The 17,450-nt window shown below is 56.7% G+C and carries 9 protein-coding genes; 5 read left to right on the top strand and 4 right to left on the bottom strand.

Annotated elements, in window-relative coordinates; genetic code table 11:
* Positions 1–134 precede the first annotated feature (134 nt).
* Positions 135–2,078: a hypothetical protein gene (locus VGM18_02875; GenBank protein HEY3971917.1), complete on the bottom strand. Its 1,944-nt coding sequence runs from the start codon at positions 2,076–2,078 to the stop codon at positions 135–137.
* A 507-nt stretch (positions 2,079–2,585) separates the two neighbouring features.
* Positions 2,586–5,054, bottom strand: a complete 2,469-nt coding sequence (locus VGM18_02880) for a hypothetical protein (protein HEY3971918.1) — start codon at positions 5,052–5,054, stop codon at positions 2,586–2,588.
* A gap of 404 nt (positions 5,055–5,458) precedes the next feature.
* Here VGM18_02880 and VGM18_02885 point away from each other — a divergent pair, with 404 nt between their 5' ends.
* Positions 5,459–6,958 carry a hypothetical protein gene (locus tag VGM18_02885; protein HEY3971919.1) on the top strand — a complete coding sequence of 500 codons (1,500 nt, stop codon included), beginning with the start codon at positions 5,459–5,461 and terminating at the stop codon, positions 6,956–6,958.
* Positions 6,959–7,093: 135 nt separating this feature from the next.
* Here the strand turns inward: VGM18_02885 and VGM18_02890 are convergent, their stop codons facing one another.
* Positions 7,094–8,470, bottom strand: coding sequence for a hypothetical protein (locus VGM18_02890; protein ID HEY3971920.1), 1,377 nt, complete (start codon positions 8,468–8,470; stop codon positions 7,094–7,096).
* Positions 8,471–8,654: 184 nt separating this feature from the next.
* Complete coding sequence (locus tag VGM18_02895) at positions 8,655–10,469, bottom strand: hypothetical protein (protein HEY3971921.1); 1,815 nt, start codon at positions 10,467–10,469, stop codon at positions 8,655–8,657.
* A 436-nt stretch (positions 10,470–10,905) separates the two neighbouring features.
* Between VGM18_02895 and VGM18_02900 the strand changes: the two genes are divergently transcribed.
* The 4 genes from VGM18_02900 (at position 10,906) to VGM18_02915 (ending at position 17,349) form a co-directional block, all read left to right on the top strand.
* Positions 10,906–12,270: an NAD(P)/FAD-dependent oxidoreductase gene (locus VGM18_02900; GenBank protein ID HEY3971922.1), complete on the top strand. Its 1,365-nt coding sequence runs from the start codon at positions 10,906–10,908 to the stop codon at positions 12,268–12,270.
* Positions 12,271–12,322: 52 nt separating this feature from the next.
* Positions 12,323–13,675 (top strand): NAD(P)/FAD-dependent oxidoreductase, encoded by a 1,353-nt coding sequence (locus VGM18_02905; protein HEY3971923.1) that lies wholly within the window; start codon positions 12,323–12,325, stop codon positions 13,673–13,675.
* A gap of 16 nt (positions 13,676–13,691) precedes the next feature.
* On the top strand, positions 13,692–15,167 hold the full coding sequence (locus VGM18_02910; protein HEY3971924.1) for a cation:proton antiporter: 1,476 nt from the start codon (positions 13,692–13,694) through the stop codon (positions 15,165–15,167).
* A 259-nt stretch (positions 15,168–15,426) separates the two neighbouring features.
* Entirely contained in the window at positions 15,427–17,349 is a 1,923-nt protein-coding gene (locus tag VGM18_02915) for a choice-of-anchor D domain-containing protein (GenBank protein ID HEY3971925.1), read from the top strand.
* The last annotated feature ends 101 nt before the right edge of the window (positions 17,350–17,450 follow it).

Raw genomic sequence — 17,450 nt, forward strand, 5'->3', positions numbered from 1 at the left:
AGCTTTTGGCACGTTATACAGGGAGTCGGCAAATCGAGACGATTCTATCCCATCAGTGCCGGGCGCAATGTTGCGAGAGTTGGCACCCTCGCAACATACGCCGACACGCGCGGACTCCGATGATGTCCACGTTCCTACTCGACAGTCAGTTGCGTCGTTATTGTTCGCGTGATGCTGCCGCTGTTGGCGATGATGGTGATGGAATATGTCCCCGGCGCGGTATTCGTTCCTGCGGTCACCGTGAGGGCCGACGTTCCGGAAGACTTGATCGTGGTCGCGCTCAGCGTCGCGGAAAGTCCGTTCACTTCCGATATTCCATCCAGAGTCAAGTTAACGGTTCCACTAAAATTCAATGGAGTTAGCGTTAAGTTATAGGTTACAGACTTGCCGGGATTAACCGTCAGGAGGTTATGGTCGATGGTGAACCAGTAGTCCTTGCCAACTGGAGCCAGACTGCACGCCTCGCCCGTCGTGCTGGATGGGGCTTTGAAGCTCGATGTGGCATCGGTGAGGGTCGCGCTCTTCCATCCGCTGAAATCGTCCTTGGAATTGTTCTTCGGTGTGGGCACCACAAACTCAGTGGACGAGTTGTAAGCGTTCCACCAGGTATTGCTGGAAGATTTAAGAGTAGTTTGAAACGACGTCCAGTCCGATTCGCCGAGATTGCTGTCGGAAAATACCTGTTGGCTGCTGGAATTTCCCTGGATGGCGTTGGATGTGTTCGAGAAATTTTGCGTAATCAGGTTCGTGGTAGCGCCGGTCTCCCAGTTGGTGACCTCGACGCCGCCTGACTGCCCAATCACCATCACCTGGGCGGGAACGTTATTCATTACCACACTCTTGGTAAGCGAGACATTCTCCGAGTTGCGCATCACCAGGCCACCCACGCTGGTCGATAGATTCTGATTGCACATGTAGCTGCTCGAGATCGTAATCGGCCCTTCGTCTTTTTCCACAAAAATGCCAGTCAACTGATTGCTGGTGGCATTGATGCCCGAGGCGGTGTCATTCGCATTGTCGGTATCCCAATGGATGCCGAAACTCTGGTTGTAAGTCGTGGTCAGACCATCAATGGTGTTGTCGTGGGTAAGGGAAGCGTGGTATCCCGCAGTGTTGCAGCCATAATAGCCGGCTTGCGCGCCGCGCCAGTTGCTATAGGAAGCGGTGTCCGATTGCCACCATCCGTACTTGGTCTGCGAATCCTGGAAGCCGGTTTGACCGTTATGCAGCGCGGTGCTGTTCTCGACCGTGAAATAGGTTGTGGGATAGGCAAACTTCAAACCCAGTCCGTTATTCCACTGGAACGTATCGCTGTCGAAAAGAATGTTGGTGGAAGTGCCCATCACAAACACGGCCGCCGTGTCACGGCAACTGTTGGCGTATTGGAATGTGAGCCCGCGGACGACGATGTTCGACTTGCTGGAAATCTGGAAAATCGTGGGCGAAGACGCGGCCTCCACCGTCGCCGAGTTCATGTTAGTGCCAGTCGCGGGCCAGACGTAGATCCGCGCGCTCGATTCGTCAACGTAGAACGTTCCCTGCACCATCTGCGTCAGCGACAATACCTGCGTCATCGTCTGGCCGTTCACGGCGACCATTTCCTGCCGCATCATGATGTCCTGTTGAAAAGGGCAGATCGTAATCTGCGCGCACACTCCCCAGGTATTGAGCCAACTGGTGGTGTAAATACTCTGATTCTCCTGATACTTGGCCCAGCCTGTGTACAGCGTTCCGCCACTCACAATGACCGTCCCTTCGGTCGCTGCCTCAAATGTGATGGGAAGGCTCGTGTCTTTGTGGTTGTGATTGAGCTGTATGCTCTCGCGATAAGTGCCGGGATTAATCGTGACGCGCGAGCCAATGTTGTTTTGGTTGTTGGTCTCCGCCATCGACGCGGCTGCGCCGATGGTTTTCAGCGGGCTGGTCTTCGAGCCATTGTTCGAGTCCGATCCGTTGGTTCCATCCACATAAATGAATGCCGTTTCCAGGCTTTCGTTGACGTTCGCTTGGCCAAAAGACAGGTGAGACGCGAAAACGATCGCGGTCACAAGACAGAGAGCGGACGTGTACTTGCGCATGAGACAGGGCCTCCCTACGACGTTTAAACGAGCGCCGATTCGTGCGCCGATTCGAGCATCGATCGACGAACGTTGAATCAATCGGAAATTGGCCAGAGATCAAGCAGGCTGCTCAGTTCACGCGAGAGCTGGCATTTTGTGCCAGCGACTGGGACGCATGAGCAAAGCAGGATTTCGCGAACTCTACTACGAACGTTGGCTGCAAACGTTAAGCTGCGAACTTTGGAGACGAACTTTCAGACGCGAAACGAAACGATGTGGCGGCGAAGTCAGCATAGCGGAACAGCGTCGCAGTGGGAATAAGGCGAACGCCTTAAACAAGAAAGTTAGAAGTACATGCTCGAGATGGACCTTTCGTAACGCCAATAGTGACGCGGCTTTTCGCGTCTCCCAAAATGGAACCATGGGCGATGAATTCCATTGCAATCGATCACGGATGTGGGAGAGAAAAGCGCTGAGGATAACTTTCGAATCCTCGGCGCATCGATGACTGTTCACTTGCCTTCTCTAATCCACTGTTTCTGTGAATGCGACAGGAGTCAGTGTCGAGTACGAGGCGTTGATCGTAACGGTTCCCGTGTGGGACGGTGTGATGTAGGTGACCGTTGCCTGCCCTAAGTTATTCGTAACCGGCATAGTGGTAGAGAAGGTTCCGCCAGCGCCATTGTCGGTGAAGGTTACGGTAAGCCCAGAGATGCCATTTCCGTATCGATCGGTGACGGAAACGATCAGGGATTTCGGTAATTTATTATTCACGTGCGTGGATTGATTGTTGCCCTGCACGATGGTAAGCGCGGTGGCCGGTCCCGCAGTCGATTGCTCGGAGACCTTAACGTTGACCGATCCGACGGACGCGGTCACGCTGAGCGACTTGGCCACCGTCGGTAGCGTATAAGACGTGCTTGCTTGCCCATTCGAACCGGTAATAGCGGGATTTGGCGAGAATGTGCCACCCACGCCGTCGCTGAAGCTGACCGATGCTCCCGGCACCAGATTTCCCACTGCATCTTTGGCTTTGACGACAATGGGCTGCGGCAGGGTGGTTCCGACGGTTCCAATTTGTTTCGAGCCGGAAACGGTCGACATCGCCGCCACGGGGCCGACTACGTCTTGTTCGGTAAACGTTGCCGACGCGTAGCCTGGACTCGACACGGTAATGGTGATGGTTTGTGCCGTATGCGGCAAGGTGTATGTGCTCGAAGCCATGCCGTTGCTGTCGGTGACAGCGGTCGGATTGCTGAACGTGCCGCCCTTGCTGCCATCGCTGAAGGTCACGGTTACTCCCGGGACGGGGCTGCCGGTATAGGGATTCTTGGTCACAACCGTGATTGCGGTCGGCAGGGTTGTGCCTGCATACCCGGTCTGGTTGTTGCCGGCACTGGGATTGATGTCGGGGAACAAGCCATAGGCGACCAACTGGGTTACCGTCCCGGCGTACACTTTGCCGTTGGCGACCGTAGGGGTTGCGTAGTGTTCAACGGTTCCCAGCGAGTCCCGGCCACCCGCGGCCATTCCCGAATCGTAGAGGAGATAAAGATGCACAGCGTCGTAGGCGGACAGTAACGTGGTTCCCCCGGCATTCCGCGCCAACCACACAATGCCATTGCTGCTGCCGTTGGCTGAAATCGAGGGCAGGCCGATGGTCGTCAGCTTGCTAACGCTTTGCGCCACCGGAGTGGTTGAGAGCAGGCCGTTGGTCAGAGAATAAGCCTTTAAGTAGTCGAGGTGACCTAAGAAGTAGACTGTGTTATTCCAATAGAGAGGATTTCCATAATATTGTCCGAGGGCAGTCGGAAAATATTGAACCGCCTGGTCATTGTTAGCTGCGTTATAGCCGCCCAGAGCGTCCCGGTTGAGCAGAAAGATATCTCCCATTTTGTCGCTGGTGACCAGCAAGTCTGGGGTCGAACTGTTGCTTTGGGTCGGAAGAATAGTGACACCGGCAGAGCCCATGTCGTAGTCGTTCGCGGCCATGTACGCCTGGTTGTAGGGAGTAAAGTAGCTCTCGACGGTGAATGCATTTCCGCTCGACGATAGCTCGAGCACGCTGTCGCCGATGTCGGGAAAGCCTGTGCTGTAATTGAATAGTCCGTTCCCCGTCGAAAGGAAAACATTTCCAGTGCTGTCCGCCGCAGGACCGACCGATCCTTGCCAGATCGAGCTGCCATAGCTTTGATCGGGCTGGGTAGTCATCACTGCCTCCTGCTGCAAGGTGGTAGCGTTATAGGCAAACAACCATCCGCGGGCGGTGAGGTCGCACCCGTTCGAACCGAATCCCAGATAGATCGTGCCATTCGATAGCAGCAGGCCTGGCCGCTGGAACTGGTGCAGAATGATCAGGCTCAGATTGCCGATCTTTCCGGTGATTGAAACCGGGCCACCGAACTTCTCCAGCCCGGTGGTGATATCCAAAGCATGCAACCTGTAATAATAGGTCGTGACGCCCGAAGTCGTTTCCGCCGTTTTAGCCGTCACATAGATCGTTCCGGTCGTGGGATCAATCACAGGAGTGCTGAGGATTCCCACTTCGCTGATCGCCGTCTCGCTGCACCCTTGCACCGAAATCGGCACCGTCGTAATTCCTGCCGCCGGATTGATGAAGCTGGCTTGCCAGAGTTGCACGCCAGTGTCGGCGTCGATCGCGTACAGGCTGTCATGCTGCGTTGCCACAAAAACTACGTTATGCGTCGCGCCGTTAATCGACAGCGCCGACATATATAAGGGCTGAGCCGAGACGTACCCATCGACGTTGAAAGCAAACAATTTTCCAAACTGCGTCGAATTCACATTCGCATTCGTCAGTAAAGTCTCGCCGATGTTCTGACCAGTGCGCGAGTTGTCATTCTTGTTGGTCAGCACATTCACTTGCGCAACCGCCTGCGGCACGACTGCCAAGCTGGACGCAAACGCCAACGCCGCGACGAGAATCCGGCCGCTCAACTTTGGAAGGCGGGCTGGAACGAAGAAAGAATGCATGCGAACCCCTTTCATGACAGCTCAGACCCGCGTCCTTTCCCCGATTTCGAGCAAAAGACGATAGCGGGAATCGGACGAATCCCGTGGGATCAATCACCGGTTACTACACTCAACTTAGCGTTCACGATCAAGGGGGAAGGTTCGTTCAAAACGCTGGATGAAGCTGACTGCCGGGACGAAGCGGGGGATTTGGCATTCAAAAAACGCCAGTCAGATGCTTATCGTCATTCTTCGTGCCCCGGCTTACCTTGTCAATGATGAAAGTTCTTGCACACCGAAACGCCCTCCGGGCACGGGTTTGGGGACTTTTGACTCCTAGTCTAGCGGTGCAACTCATGCTAGCCTCGTCATAACCTTCCTTCCCAAGCGCAACTCACAACCGGCAGAAAACCGAGAAGTCTCTTATGACATTGAAATCAGTAGCAGTGGCAATTGTCGTTCTTACTGTCCCGTTTGCAACCCACGCCCAGACGGTCAGGTCTTTTGAGGGCGTTGACGCTTCACAGATATCCGGGCCCGGCTTTGAAATTGACGCCAATGGGGCGGTCGGCACCAAGCAGTACATGGAGTGGGTCAATACCTACTACCAGGCCTACGACAAAACTACATTCGCTCCCGTGTGGACGGTTCCCCAGGCGGGGGATGCTCCCTGGGTTGATAACAATATGCCGAACTGCTATGGCACCGGTGGAGGAGAAGGCACCGTCACTTTCGATCGGTTGGCGTCTTTGTGGGTGATTGCCCGGCGCGCCAGTCCGGGGACGAATCAGTACTATTACTGTGTCGCTGTTTCCAACACTTCAGACCTGACATCCCCGTCGCTGGCGTGGCATACCTACCTGTTCGACATTACCGGCGATCTGGGCCTGAACTCGCATGGGGATGTGTACTATCCCGATTTTCCAAAATTTGGAACGTGGTCCGATGCCTACTACGTCAGTTTCGATCTGGAGGACCCGGATCGCGGATATCAGGAAATTGGCGTCGTGGCCTGCGCCCTGGATCGCGCGAACATGATTATTGGCGGCGCGGCGCGAGCCCAGCAGTGCTTCAGCAATCCCAGCCCGATTCCGACCAACGGCTCTCTGTATCTGGCCCATAGCCTGATTCCTGCCGATCTCGATGGCACCACGGCTCCGCCATCCGGCCAACACGAATACTTCCTGAGCCTGCAGAATCCACCCAACGACCTCAAGACCATAACCTCGACAAAACTAAACCTTTGGAACTTTCACGTGAACTGGACTACGCCGAAGAGTTCGACTTTCAGCAAATCGCAAATTACCGTCACCAGCTACGAACCGGGTTGCTACGACGTAACCAATCCAGCCGATACGTTTTGTGTTACCGAACCCTCCAGCAGCAGCACGGGGAATTACGTCGATTCGATTGGCGACCGGCTGGTGCCGCGCTTCGCATATCGGAATTTCGGCTCCTACCAATCCTTCCTGATCAGCCACACGATTCAGGTGGGAACTGGCGCCAATCAGCAAACCGGAATCCGCTGGTATGAATTGCGCGGCAGTGGCAATCCCACTTTGTATCAGAGCGGAACTGTGACCAATGGCAACAGTCTGTACCGTTTCGTTCCCAGCATCGCCCAGGATAAGGTGGGCAATGCCGCCGTGGGATATAGCGTGTCGAGCAGCGCCGTCCATCCTGGCATCCGGGCCGCGTACTGGAGTCTGCCCGGCAAGACTGCGCCCGTCGAGATCACGATTCAGAACGGAATCGGCGATGAAGAAAATTCATCGCACTGGGGCAATTCGAACAGCATGACCGTCGACCCGAGCGACGGCTGCACGTTCTGGTACGTGAATCAGTACTACAAAGCCAACGAAATCGGCAGCCTCATCAACTGGGACACGCGCATCGCCAACTTCAAGTTGTCGACCTGCAAATGATCTCCAGACGGTTGTTATCCTGAACGCAGCCTTTCTTGAGGCGGAGCGAAGAGCCTGCCCTGGGCGAAGTCGAAGGGACCTCAGGCTTAGCGAACCCGCGCGTGCGCCAGACCGCATTATGTCTGTTCTGGCTGTCTATTTGCAGTATTGAATGATATCGCTCGCCACCTGCTGCGCGCCGCTGAGAAAACTGGGAATATCATGCTGCACCCCCGGCAGGCATTGAAACAGCGGCGACGGCGAAGATGAAGAGGGAACGGCGACGCCCTCAAACAGCGTGGCTTCCGGGACCGCGTTGCTGGTGTCATCATCCGCAAGCAGCATTTTGAAGACGGTGTTGGGCATTGCCACCGGCTGGCTGCCCGAGTACAAGATACTATCCGAGAGAAACTGACTGGAAGCGTCTGTGCCCGGATTTCCTTTGAGTGCGTCAGTGCACGGCGTGGGCGTGGTTGCACCCGGCGCCTGGTATGCCTCGTCGATAATGGCCGCGTCCGCCGACTCATAACACAGATTGGGATTGTTGTTCGATCCCGGGCACACGTTCCCCTGCACGCTCGAGCTGCATGGCTGGCAGCCCTGATCGATTCGCGACATCACCGGACCGCTGGTGGGCTCAATCATCGCCAGCTCAGAGCTCAGACCATATTCGTAGGCCGCATAGGTGAGCGCGGCCGATCCTCCGCTATTTCCGGTGGCGCACATGGGCGCGCTGTTGGAGGCTGTGACGTTGGGATTGATGATCGTTGGATTGTGGTAAACCCAATCAGCCACGGTAGCGTAACGGCAAGCCAGCCGACGCACTCCGCCCGGCCCGGTAAGCCATCCGCGCGGTGTGGAACCTTGATCAAACGGCGCCCCGAACGAGATCTGCACCGTGTTGTAGCCGGCATTCAGAATATTTCCCACGGTCGTGCTGCCATAGGTGTAGCCGGTATTGGGATCTTCATACAAACCGCTGCCGCCGGTGCCAACGCCAAACAAAACTGTGCCGATCGGAGCAGCCGTCGGCGTGTACACCTTCAAATAGGCAGAGAAGTTAGACACTCCGGGACAAGAAATCTGCAGCTGATAGCAGGCTCCGCCAGACAGTCCGCCCGAAGGGCAGGTGCCGAAGTTAGTGGAACTGACTACAGTGCCCAGCGGGTCGGTCGCCTGCACGGTGACCGAGGTCGATGCGGACTGGCTTGAATCGGCCTGCGCCGTTGCCGTGATCGTCACCGTCGCCGGAGAAGGCACAGTGTTCGGCGCGATATAAAGGCCGGTAGTCGCGTCAATTGTGCCCGCCGTCGCGCTCCAGTTGACATTCTGGTTGGTCGAGCCAGTCACGGTAGCCGAATATTGCCAGTTCGCGCCGGTTCCAATCGAGGCCGGGGGCGCGCCGGTAATAGCGACACTCACTTGCTGACCGCCGCCGCCGTTGCTCGACGACGACCCTCCACATGCCGCCAGGGGGAGAAGGCTCAACAATACGATCACGAGGTACCAGACTTGACGATTAGGACTCAGCAAAGGACACCTAATTCTGAGAGGTTAAAAACTAAGGAACACAAGCGGAGAAAGGATGTTGCGCTGATTCGATGGTGCCATTCTCGGGGATAGGCTGTCAATTCAGAGAGGAAACTACTTCTAGCTTGACCTCACGTGCGAGGAAATCGCACCGTGCTCGTTCGATTTACTTTGCGGTCTTGCTTGCCTACTGCAGGACGCAGCCGACCCCTGTGGTGGCGAAGTTTTTTCCAGTGATGTCGTCAATGATCTGCTGAGCGCCAACCGAAGTTGACGGAATGGCGTGGGGCGTGCCGAGCTTACACATGTAAGGAGGCGTGGGGCCAGGCGACGCGCCGACCGCTGAACGCCATGCAAACCCCATAGGTACAGCGTTGGAGGTATCGTCGTCTCCGAATACGAGGTTGATGTTCGTCGGCGGATTGGAAATCGGAAGCGCAGGGCTGATCCCCGGGTCGTCCTCGATGCTGTCGGAAAGAAAGCGTGTAAATTGGCTGTTGGCCGCACCGACGCCATTGACCGCGTCTGAACACAAAGTGGGGGTGGATTGCCCCGCGGCTTGATACGCCGTATCGATGATCGCTGCCGTACTCCCCGTACCACCTGCCGCGACATAGCAGAGCTCTTGCGACTGGTTGGTACACATGTTGGGAGCTTGATATTGGGTTTGGCAAACGTTGCAGCCCTGGTTCAGAAGTGTCATCACGGGCCCGCTGGTTTGCTCGAGCATCGTGAACTCTGAAGCTAGCCCATATTGGCTTACCGCATAGCCGATGGCCCCCGATCCAGCGCTGTTTCCCGTGGCGCAGTAGGGCGCAGTCGTGCTGGAGTTATGAATGTTCTTGTGGACCCAGTCGGCGACGGTGGCATAGCGGCAGGCCAACCGGCGGACACCGCCCGGCCCCTGCAGCCAACCATTCGGTTGCGCGGGTTGAGGGTTGAAGGGATCGCCGAAGGAGACTTGCACCGTCGTATAGCCCTGGTTCGCGTTCGCGAGATTTAGCAGGCCCTCCACAACCGTGTCGCCGCCATTGAATGAGCCGACGGTAAAACTCGGGTCGTTGTCATACAAAGACGTGCCGCCGGTACCCGTGCCAAGAATCACGGTACCCACGGGAGTTCCGGTCGGAGCGTTCACTTTCAGATAGGCATAGTAGTCCGCGATCGCATCGCACGAAACCTGAAGCTGATAACAAGTGGCGTTGGCGGCGCCTGCCGTGAAAGCGGGGCAGGGAATCTGTGCGGAAGCCGCCGTCGACTGCGCAATCGTTCCCAATGGATCTGCTTTGACCACGGTGATGGGCACAGAGGCCGTTTGAGTCTGATCGAAGCTCGACGTCGCCTGGATCGTGACGCCGATCGGAGCTTGGCCGCTGGTCAGCGGCGGAGCCACATAGAGTCCGTTGTTGTAGACAGGATTATCGAAGGCACCGCCGTTTTGGGCCGACCATTGGATATCCTGCCCCGCGGTTGTGAGGGGAGCGCCGGTCACACTAGCGCTGAACTGAAGATTGCCTCGTTGCCCGATATTGGCCGGCGAGGGCGCGATGCTCACTATCACATGCACATTCACCAGTGCCTGCCCGCTGGTGACATTATCCTCATTGGAGGTCGCCGTGACGACTACTCCGCACGGGCTGAGCGGAAGCGGCCCTTGCGGCGCCGTATAGGTCATCGTGTTGTTGCCCGTGGACAGGACAGTCCCGAGCTCGTTTCCGGTGGCGCTACACATTCCGTCGCTCGCACCTGCATCGGCCGACAAACTCCAGGTCACAGCCTGATTACTCGTGCCGCTTACGGTGGCGGTATATTGCAATTTACTGGGTATCGTCGGCGTGCTTACGGGCAGCTGAGTTGTCGAAGAGGGCGAAGAGGCAACCGCAACCTGGATCTGCTGGTTCCCTCCGCCACTGCCGGGCGCGTGGGCGATGCACCCCGCCAGCGGGAAAATTACGGACGCTGCCAGCAGGCAGGAGAACGCGGACGCCAAATACTTTCGCAAGGGACCCTCGGATCGGCAAGATGCCATAAAGAAATGTTGGGGGGAGGAGACGGGAAGTGTACTCCGTGGTCATCATGTTGTCACGCTCAGTCCGGGCTGTCAAACAGGAACGCGCGTTGTCGGTCGCTTCTTGTGGAAAGGCGTCCGCCCCTTCAGTTTCAAGCTTGCCCTCAAGAATGAGGCAAAATGTGCAAGTTTTTTCATGCTTGGCGAATCGCCCGAATTTTGATCTAATAGGGCTACACAGCGCGACTGTAAAGGTAGCGTTCCCCCTCTAAATTTTCTCGCCTCTCCCGCACTGCAATCGAATGGGTGTTGTTTCCTTGAGCACGAATGGGAAGGCAACGGTATCTTTAACAGAATCCGCTAGCGCGACAAATCAATTCCGACACATGATCGTATTCCGAACAAACATCCTGGGGAGAAGAAAGCAGATATGAACTCATCCGCACCTGATTTTGAGGTAGGAATCATTGGAGGCGGCCCTGCAGGTTCCAGCATGGCGGCTTACCTGGCCAAATCCGGTATTAACTGCGTGGTGTTTGAGCGCGAGCTAATGCCCCGTCCCCACGTGGGAGAGTCGCTGGTCCCGTCCTCGACGCGCGTGTTTAAGGACCTCGACTTCCTGCCCAAGATGGAGGAGGCGAAATTTCCCCACAAGTTCGGCGCGGCCTGGACTGCGGCTTCGGACGCGAAGGTCTACAACATGGATTTCGGCGGCGTCTCGGCCGATTGCCATGTGGACATTCGCTTCGAAGAGCGCAATCAGCCCGGCGTGAATCAGAACTACACCTATCACGTGGACCGCAGCAAGTTCGACCTGATGCTGCTCCAGCATGCGAACCAGTTTGGCGCCAAGGTGTACGAAGGCATCGGCGTGAATCGCGTGGATTTCAGCGATCCCAACTGCGCCGCCGTCAAATACACGATGGGCAAGAAAGAAATGAGCACGACTTGCCGCATCGTCGTCGACGCCAGCGGGCGTAAAACTCTGGTCGGCAATCAGATGAAGTGGCGTATTCAGGACGACCATTTCGACCAGTACGCCATTCACACCTGGTTCAACGGTTACGACCGCCGCTGCATGGCTTCCAACAAGCAGACCCAGGGTGATTTTATTTTCATCCACTTCCTTCCCATCACCAATACATGGGTCTGGCAGATTCCCATCAGCGAAACCGTTACGAGCATCGGCGTGGTCACGCAGAAAAAGAATTTTGCCAAGAGCAAAGAATCGCGCGAGAAGTTTTTCTGGGAATGCATCCAGAGCCGTCCTGAGTTGTATGAAGGCCTGAAGGCGCAGGGCTCGGAGCAGATGGGCCCGATGAAGGATGAAGGCGACTACAGCTACGCCATGAAGCAGCTCGCGGGCGACCGGCTGGTGCTGGTCGGCGACGCGGGACGTTTCGTCGATCCCATCTTCTCGACCGGCGTGAGCATCGCGTTGAATTGCTCGCGATTTGCCCACAAAGACATCATCGGCGCGCTCGAGACCGGCAACTTCAGCCGCGAGGCCTTCGCCACTTACGAAGCAACACTCCGTCGCGGCACGAAGAATTGGTACAACTTCATCAGCGTGTACTACCGGCTTAACGTGCTGTTCACGGCTTTCGTGCAGGATCCGCGTTACCGCCTGGATGTGCTCAAGCTTCTGCAAGGCGACGTTTACGAGGATGCCGAGCCGCCAGTTCTGACCCGCATGCGGAATATCGTGCAGCAGGTCGAGAAGGATCCCAATCACGCGCTGCACGGTTTCCTCGGCGACCTCACCGCGGATGCGTTCGTGGAAGCCTCGGCATAGGCGAAATCTATAATCGGAACCAGAACAAAGATTTTGGGAGAAAGCAGCGAATATGAATCATTCAGTCCCTGATTTTGAGGTAGGCATTATCGGCGGTGGGCCCGCAGGATCCAGCATGGCATGCTATCTGGCCAAGGCCGGCGTGAAGTGTGTGGTGTTCGAGCGCGAATTGTTTCCTCGGCCGCACGTTGGCGAGTCGCTCGTTCCGTCCTCGACTCGCGTGTTCAAGGATCTCGACTTCCTGCCCAAAATGGAGGAAGCCAAGTTTCCGCACAAGTTCGGTGCGGTCTGGACGACCAACGACGAGAATCCCGGCTACGTTCACGATCTCGAGGGTTTAACGCCGGATTACAACGTCGACATTCGCTTCGAAGAGCGCAAACAGGAAGGGATGGAGGACCGCAACTATACCTACCACGTGGATCGCGGCAAGTTCGACCTGATGCTGTTGAAGCACGCGCAGGAACTCGGCGCGACGGTGTATGACGGCGTGAAAGTGGCGCGCGTGGACTTCAGCCCCGAGTATCCTGACGTTTACTTCACCATCGGCCCGAAGGAGATGAGCGTCAACTGCAAAATGGTTGTCGATTGCAGCGGACGCCAGACTTTCCTTGGCAATCAGCTCAAGCTGAAAATCAAAGACACCGTGTTCGACCAGTACGCGATTCACTCGTGGTTCGACGGCTACGACCGCAAGGTGTTCGCCAAGCGCGACACGAACCTGGATTACATCTACATCCACTTCCTGCCGATTTCCAACACCTGGATCTGGCAGATTCCAATCACCGACTCCGTTACCAGCCTGGGCGTGGTCACGCAGAAAAAGAATTTCGCCAAGTCGAAAGAAGATCGCGAGAAGTTCTTCTGGGAGACCGTCGGCAGCCGGCCGCTGATCGCCGAGACGCTGCGCAAGTCGGATCGCATTCGTCCCTTCAAGGAAGAAGGCGATTACAGCTACGCTATGAAGCAGCTTGCCGGCGATCGCTTCATGCTGGTGGGCGATGCCGGCCGCTTCGTCGATCCCATCTTCTCGACCGGCGTGAGTATCGCGCTCAACAGTTCGCGCTTCGCGCACAAGGACATTCTCACGGCCCTGGAGAAGAACGATTTCTCGCGCGCGGCCTTCACCGACTATGAAACCAAGCTGCGCCGCGGAACCAAGAATTGGTACGACTTCATCTCGGTCTACTACCGACTGAACGTGCTGTTCACCTACTTCATCAGCGACCACAATTACCGCCTCGACGTGCTGAAGCTTCTTCAGGGAGATGTGTACGACGAAGAAGCTCCCGAAGTGCTCACCAAGATGAAGGCGATGGTGGCAAAAGTGGAGCAGAACGAAAAGCATCCGTGGCACAAACTGCTGGGAGATTTGACCTCGGACGCATTCCGGCCCACGGTCTAGTCGATTCGAAGGCACGATGTCGCACAAGAGCCGCAATTTCGTTGTGGCGTACGCTCTGCTTGTGGGCTTGCCTTTGCTCGGACTCGGAGCCGTCCTGAGAACTGGACGTACCACCCAGGCTCCGACTGCGATCGGCGGCGTCTTCAAACTGGAAAGCGGCGTCGGGCACGTTCTGATGCCCGACCTGTTCATCCTTATCCTCCAGATTGCAGTCGTGCTATCAGTCTGCCGGATTGTGGGCGCAATCTTTCAGAAGATCGGCCAGCCCCGCGTTGTGGGCGAGATGTTTGCGGGCATCATGCTGGGCCCATCCTTGCTGGGTTGGTTGTCGCCGCATTCTTCTTCTTATCTGTTTCCGCCCTCCAGCCTCGGCTTCCTGAACGCCTTAAGCCAGATCGGCGTGCTGGTTTTCATGTTCGTTGTAGGTCTCGGAATCAATCCCAGAGAGCTGAAAAAGCAGGGTCACGCGGCGGTGCTGACCAGCCACGTCGGTATCAGCGCTCCCTTTGTCCTAGCGTCGCTGCTCTCGCTATATCTGTATCCCCGGCTTTCGATCGTGAATAATAACGACAGCGTAACCTTCACCAGCTTTACGTTGTTTATGGGCGCTGCGATGAGCATTACCGCGTTCCCCGTGCTGGCGCGAATTCTTCAGGAACGCAATCTGCTGGGCAGCCGCCTGGGGACTGTCGCGATTGGCTGCGCAGCGGTCGGCGATGCGACGGGATGGTGCATTCTTGCCTACATCGTAGTTCTGATCCGTGCAGCACATTCGACAGGCTCCATCTGGGTAACTATCGGCGGCATTGCTGTCTTCGGCTTGATCATGATCTATGGCGTCCGCCCGCTCTTGCGCGGCTGCGAGCGCGTTTACAAATCGACCGGCGCATTGAGCGAGAACTTGATCGCGTTGATGCTCCTGCTGGTTCTGATCTCGGCGCTCTGCACTGAGTTGCTTGGGATTCACGCGCTTTTCGGCGCATTTCTGATGGGCGCCATTATGCCCAAGCAGCGCCATTTCGTTCGGTATGTGCTGGATCGTTTTGAAACCATCACCGTCACTCTGCTGCTGCCTTTGTTTTTCGCCTTCACCGGACTCCGTACCAACATCGGGTTGGTCAAAGGTTCGGAGATGTGGATGTACTGCGGCCTGATCATTCTAGTGGCGACGGCGGGAAAACTTGGGGGCACTACGTTGGCCGCTTGGTTCACTGGAATCCCTCTGCGGGAAGCGGCTGGCCTGGGCACGCTGATGAACACGCGCGGCCTCATGGAGTTGGTGATCCTGAACATCGGCCTCGATATCGGAGTCATCTCTCCGGCCCTGTTCTCCATGATGGTGATCATGGCATTGGTTACGACCTTCATGACGACGCCGGTTCTAGGCTTGATTTGCCCGAAGGAGTTTCTGGCGATAGAGCCTGAAAAAGTGGTCGCACAATCTTCGCCAATGCCAATCGATGTGCCCGAAGGCCAGAGCCAGGTAGCCTGATCTTGCTGCCTCATCGATCGCTTGCCCTGTGCAAGAACTTTCATCCTTGACACTCCAGTCACTCCAGCGAAGAATGCCAGAAACGATCCATCTCCTTACCAGAGCGGATCCCCAGGTTGGGCTGTGTCCCCCGACGGCGTCGACCTTGGATGCTTGCAGCCAAGGTGCTCCGCCTCCACACCAAGTTGAATTTTTTCCATTCCATTTGTGAACGAAAAAGCTGTGAACGAAGAGATCTGAAAGTATCGGAGGATTGACCATGCCTGCTGCGGTGCGCCGAATCGGCTTCTGCTTTGCCCACTGCTTCCTGGCGAGCGCGCTTCTGCTCGCCGCCGCGTCCGCGCAGATCAGCGCGAATCCCGCCTCGCTATCCTTTACCAGCACCTATGTCGGGATGGAATCCGCGACTAAGAATCTTTCGATCACCAACAACGGTACAGCCAGCACCACGCTTACCGCGATTACTTCGTCGTGCCCGGAGTTCAAGCTGGCGTCGGGCACCACTCCTTACACATTGGCTCCAAAGCAGTCGGCGAGCTTCTCCATGTTTTTCGCGCCGGATCTGTCCAAGGCCTTCAGCTGCACGTATACGGTCAGCCAGCAGACGGGCGCGCCTCTGGCAGTTCCTTTCACTGGAACCGGACTGGGAACCAAAGCGGTAGTGAGCATCAGCCCAACCGCGTTGAGCTTTCCCAATCAGTCTGAGGGAACCGAAAGTTCCGCGCAGACGATTACGATTTCCAATACCGGCACTGCTTCCATCAAGCTGACCTCCGTCACGCTCACGCCGCCTACCTTCATAATCACTCCCGTCTCCCTTCCCATCACCATCAATGCCGGCAGCTTCGCAACGCTCAGCGTCAGCTACAGTCCCACTCTAGTGACCTCCGAGACCGGCGTCCTCGGACTGAACTTCAATCAGATTCCGACCAAAGTCGTCGACCTGATCGGCAACGGAGTCGTCGCCAGTTCGTTGTCGCTGCTCAACCTGCCAACGCTGCCAGCGGCAACTCAGAACGCCGCCTATCAGGCGCAGTTGAGCGCGGCCGCTGGAACCCCACCTTATACCTTCAGCTTGAAGCCGGGATCGATCATGCCCACGGGCCTCACGCTCTCAACCTCTGGCCTCATCAGTGGAACCATTGCCTCGACTGTCACCACCGGCACATATACGTTTACCGCCGGCGTGAAAGACAATGCCAAGAAGAACATTACCAAGCTCTTCAGCATGACGGTTTCGAAAACCACAGGGGCCGTCTGCAACAATATCTGGTACGACGTCGCCAAAACCACGACTCCCATGGTTGCCCTTACCGATCTGGGAACCAGCAGTTATCTGGGTGAGGAAGGCGGCCTGTATCCGAGCGGCAGCAACGTGCGTCCGCCTTCGCACGATTCCGACGGCGTTGCCATCGCCAAAGCCATCGTCCCACTCGACTCCAACGGCAATTACAGCCCGACAGGCAAGTACGCCATGCTGGCCATCGGAGAATCGACTGCGCTCGACGAATTCAGCGCTTTTGTTCCCCTGGCGAATGCCGAGCCGTCGAAGAATCCCGCTCTCGTCATCGTGAACGGCGCACAGGGTGGTGCGACGCCGCATCTGTTCTCTGATATTTCCTCGCCCTACTGGAACACGATCGTCAACAACTATCTGCCCGACCAGGGAGTGACCGCGAACCAGGTCGTCGCCGTTTGGGTCGAAGACACCAATGGCATCGCCACCGGAACCTTTCCCGGCGACATGACCGGAATGCAAGGCAACTATGAGACGGAGATGAACAACGTTCACACGCTGTTCCCGCATGCCGTGCTGGCGTATTTCTCCAGTCGCATCTACGCAGGCTATTCCGATGGCGTGGCGAAGATCGACCCGGAACCATATGCCTACGAAGCGGGTTTCGCCGTGAAGAACGCAATCGGCGACCAGCTCGCCGGCAACGCCAACCTGAACTACAACTCGGCACTGGGAACGGTCGAAGCGCCGTGGATGTCCTGGGGACCGTATTACTGGTCGAATGGGATGCTCGGCCGCAGCGACGGCTTTGTCTGGACGTGCCAGGACTTGCAGGCGGACGGCACGCATCCGGCGTCACCCGCGGGAGATCTGAAAGTAGCCAGCCAACTCTTGAATTTCTTAAAGACCGATGACACCACGATGCCCTGGTTCTTGCAGCCATGAGAGGGTTGTGCGTGTCGTTTGAGTTATTAAGCGGGAGTTGTTAGACGTGCTGCCATCCTGGGCGTAGCCGTACTTCAGTCGGAGCGAAGAGCCTGCCCTGA

Origin of the sequence: Candidatus Sulfotelmatobacter sp. (assembly GCA_036500765.1) — a bacterium.
Lineage (GTDB): Bacteria > Acidobacteriota > Terriglobia > Terriglobales > Acidobacteriaceae > Sulfotelmatobacter.

What these genes read in the sequence shown, in the direction of transcription:
- VGM18_02875 (HEY3971917.1), bottom strand. Translation starts at nt 2,078, where the DNA reads ATGCGCAAGTACACGTCCGCTCTCTGTCTTGTGACCGCGATCGTTTTC.
- VGM18_02880 (HEY3971918.1), bottom strand. Translation starts at nt 5,054, where the DNA reads ATGCATTCTTTCTTCGTTCCAGCCCGCCTTCCAAAGTTGAGCGGCCGG.
- VGM18_02885 (HEY3971919.1), top strand. Translation starts at nt 5,459, where the DNA reads ATGACATTGAAATCAGTAGCAGTGGCAATTGTCGTTCTTACTGTCCCG.
- VGM18_02900 (HEY3971922.1), top strand. Translation starts at nt 10,906, where the DNA reads ATGAACTCATCCGCACCTGATTTTGAGGTAGGAATCATTGGAGGCGGC.
- VGM18_02905 (HEY3971923.1), top strand. Translation starts at nt 12,323, where the DNA reads ATGAATCATTCAGTCCCTGATTTTGAGGTAGGCATTATCGGCGGTGGG.
- VGM18_02910 (HEY3971924.1), top strand. Translation starts at nt 13,692, where the DNA reads ATGTCGCACAAGAGCCGCAATTTCGTTGTGGCGTACGCTCTGCTTGTG.
- VGM18_02915 (HEY3971925.1), top strand. Translation starts at nt 15,427, where the DNA reads ATGCCTGCTGCGGTGCGCCGAATCGGCTTCTGCTTTGCCCACTGCTTC.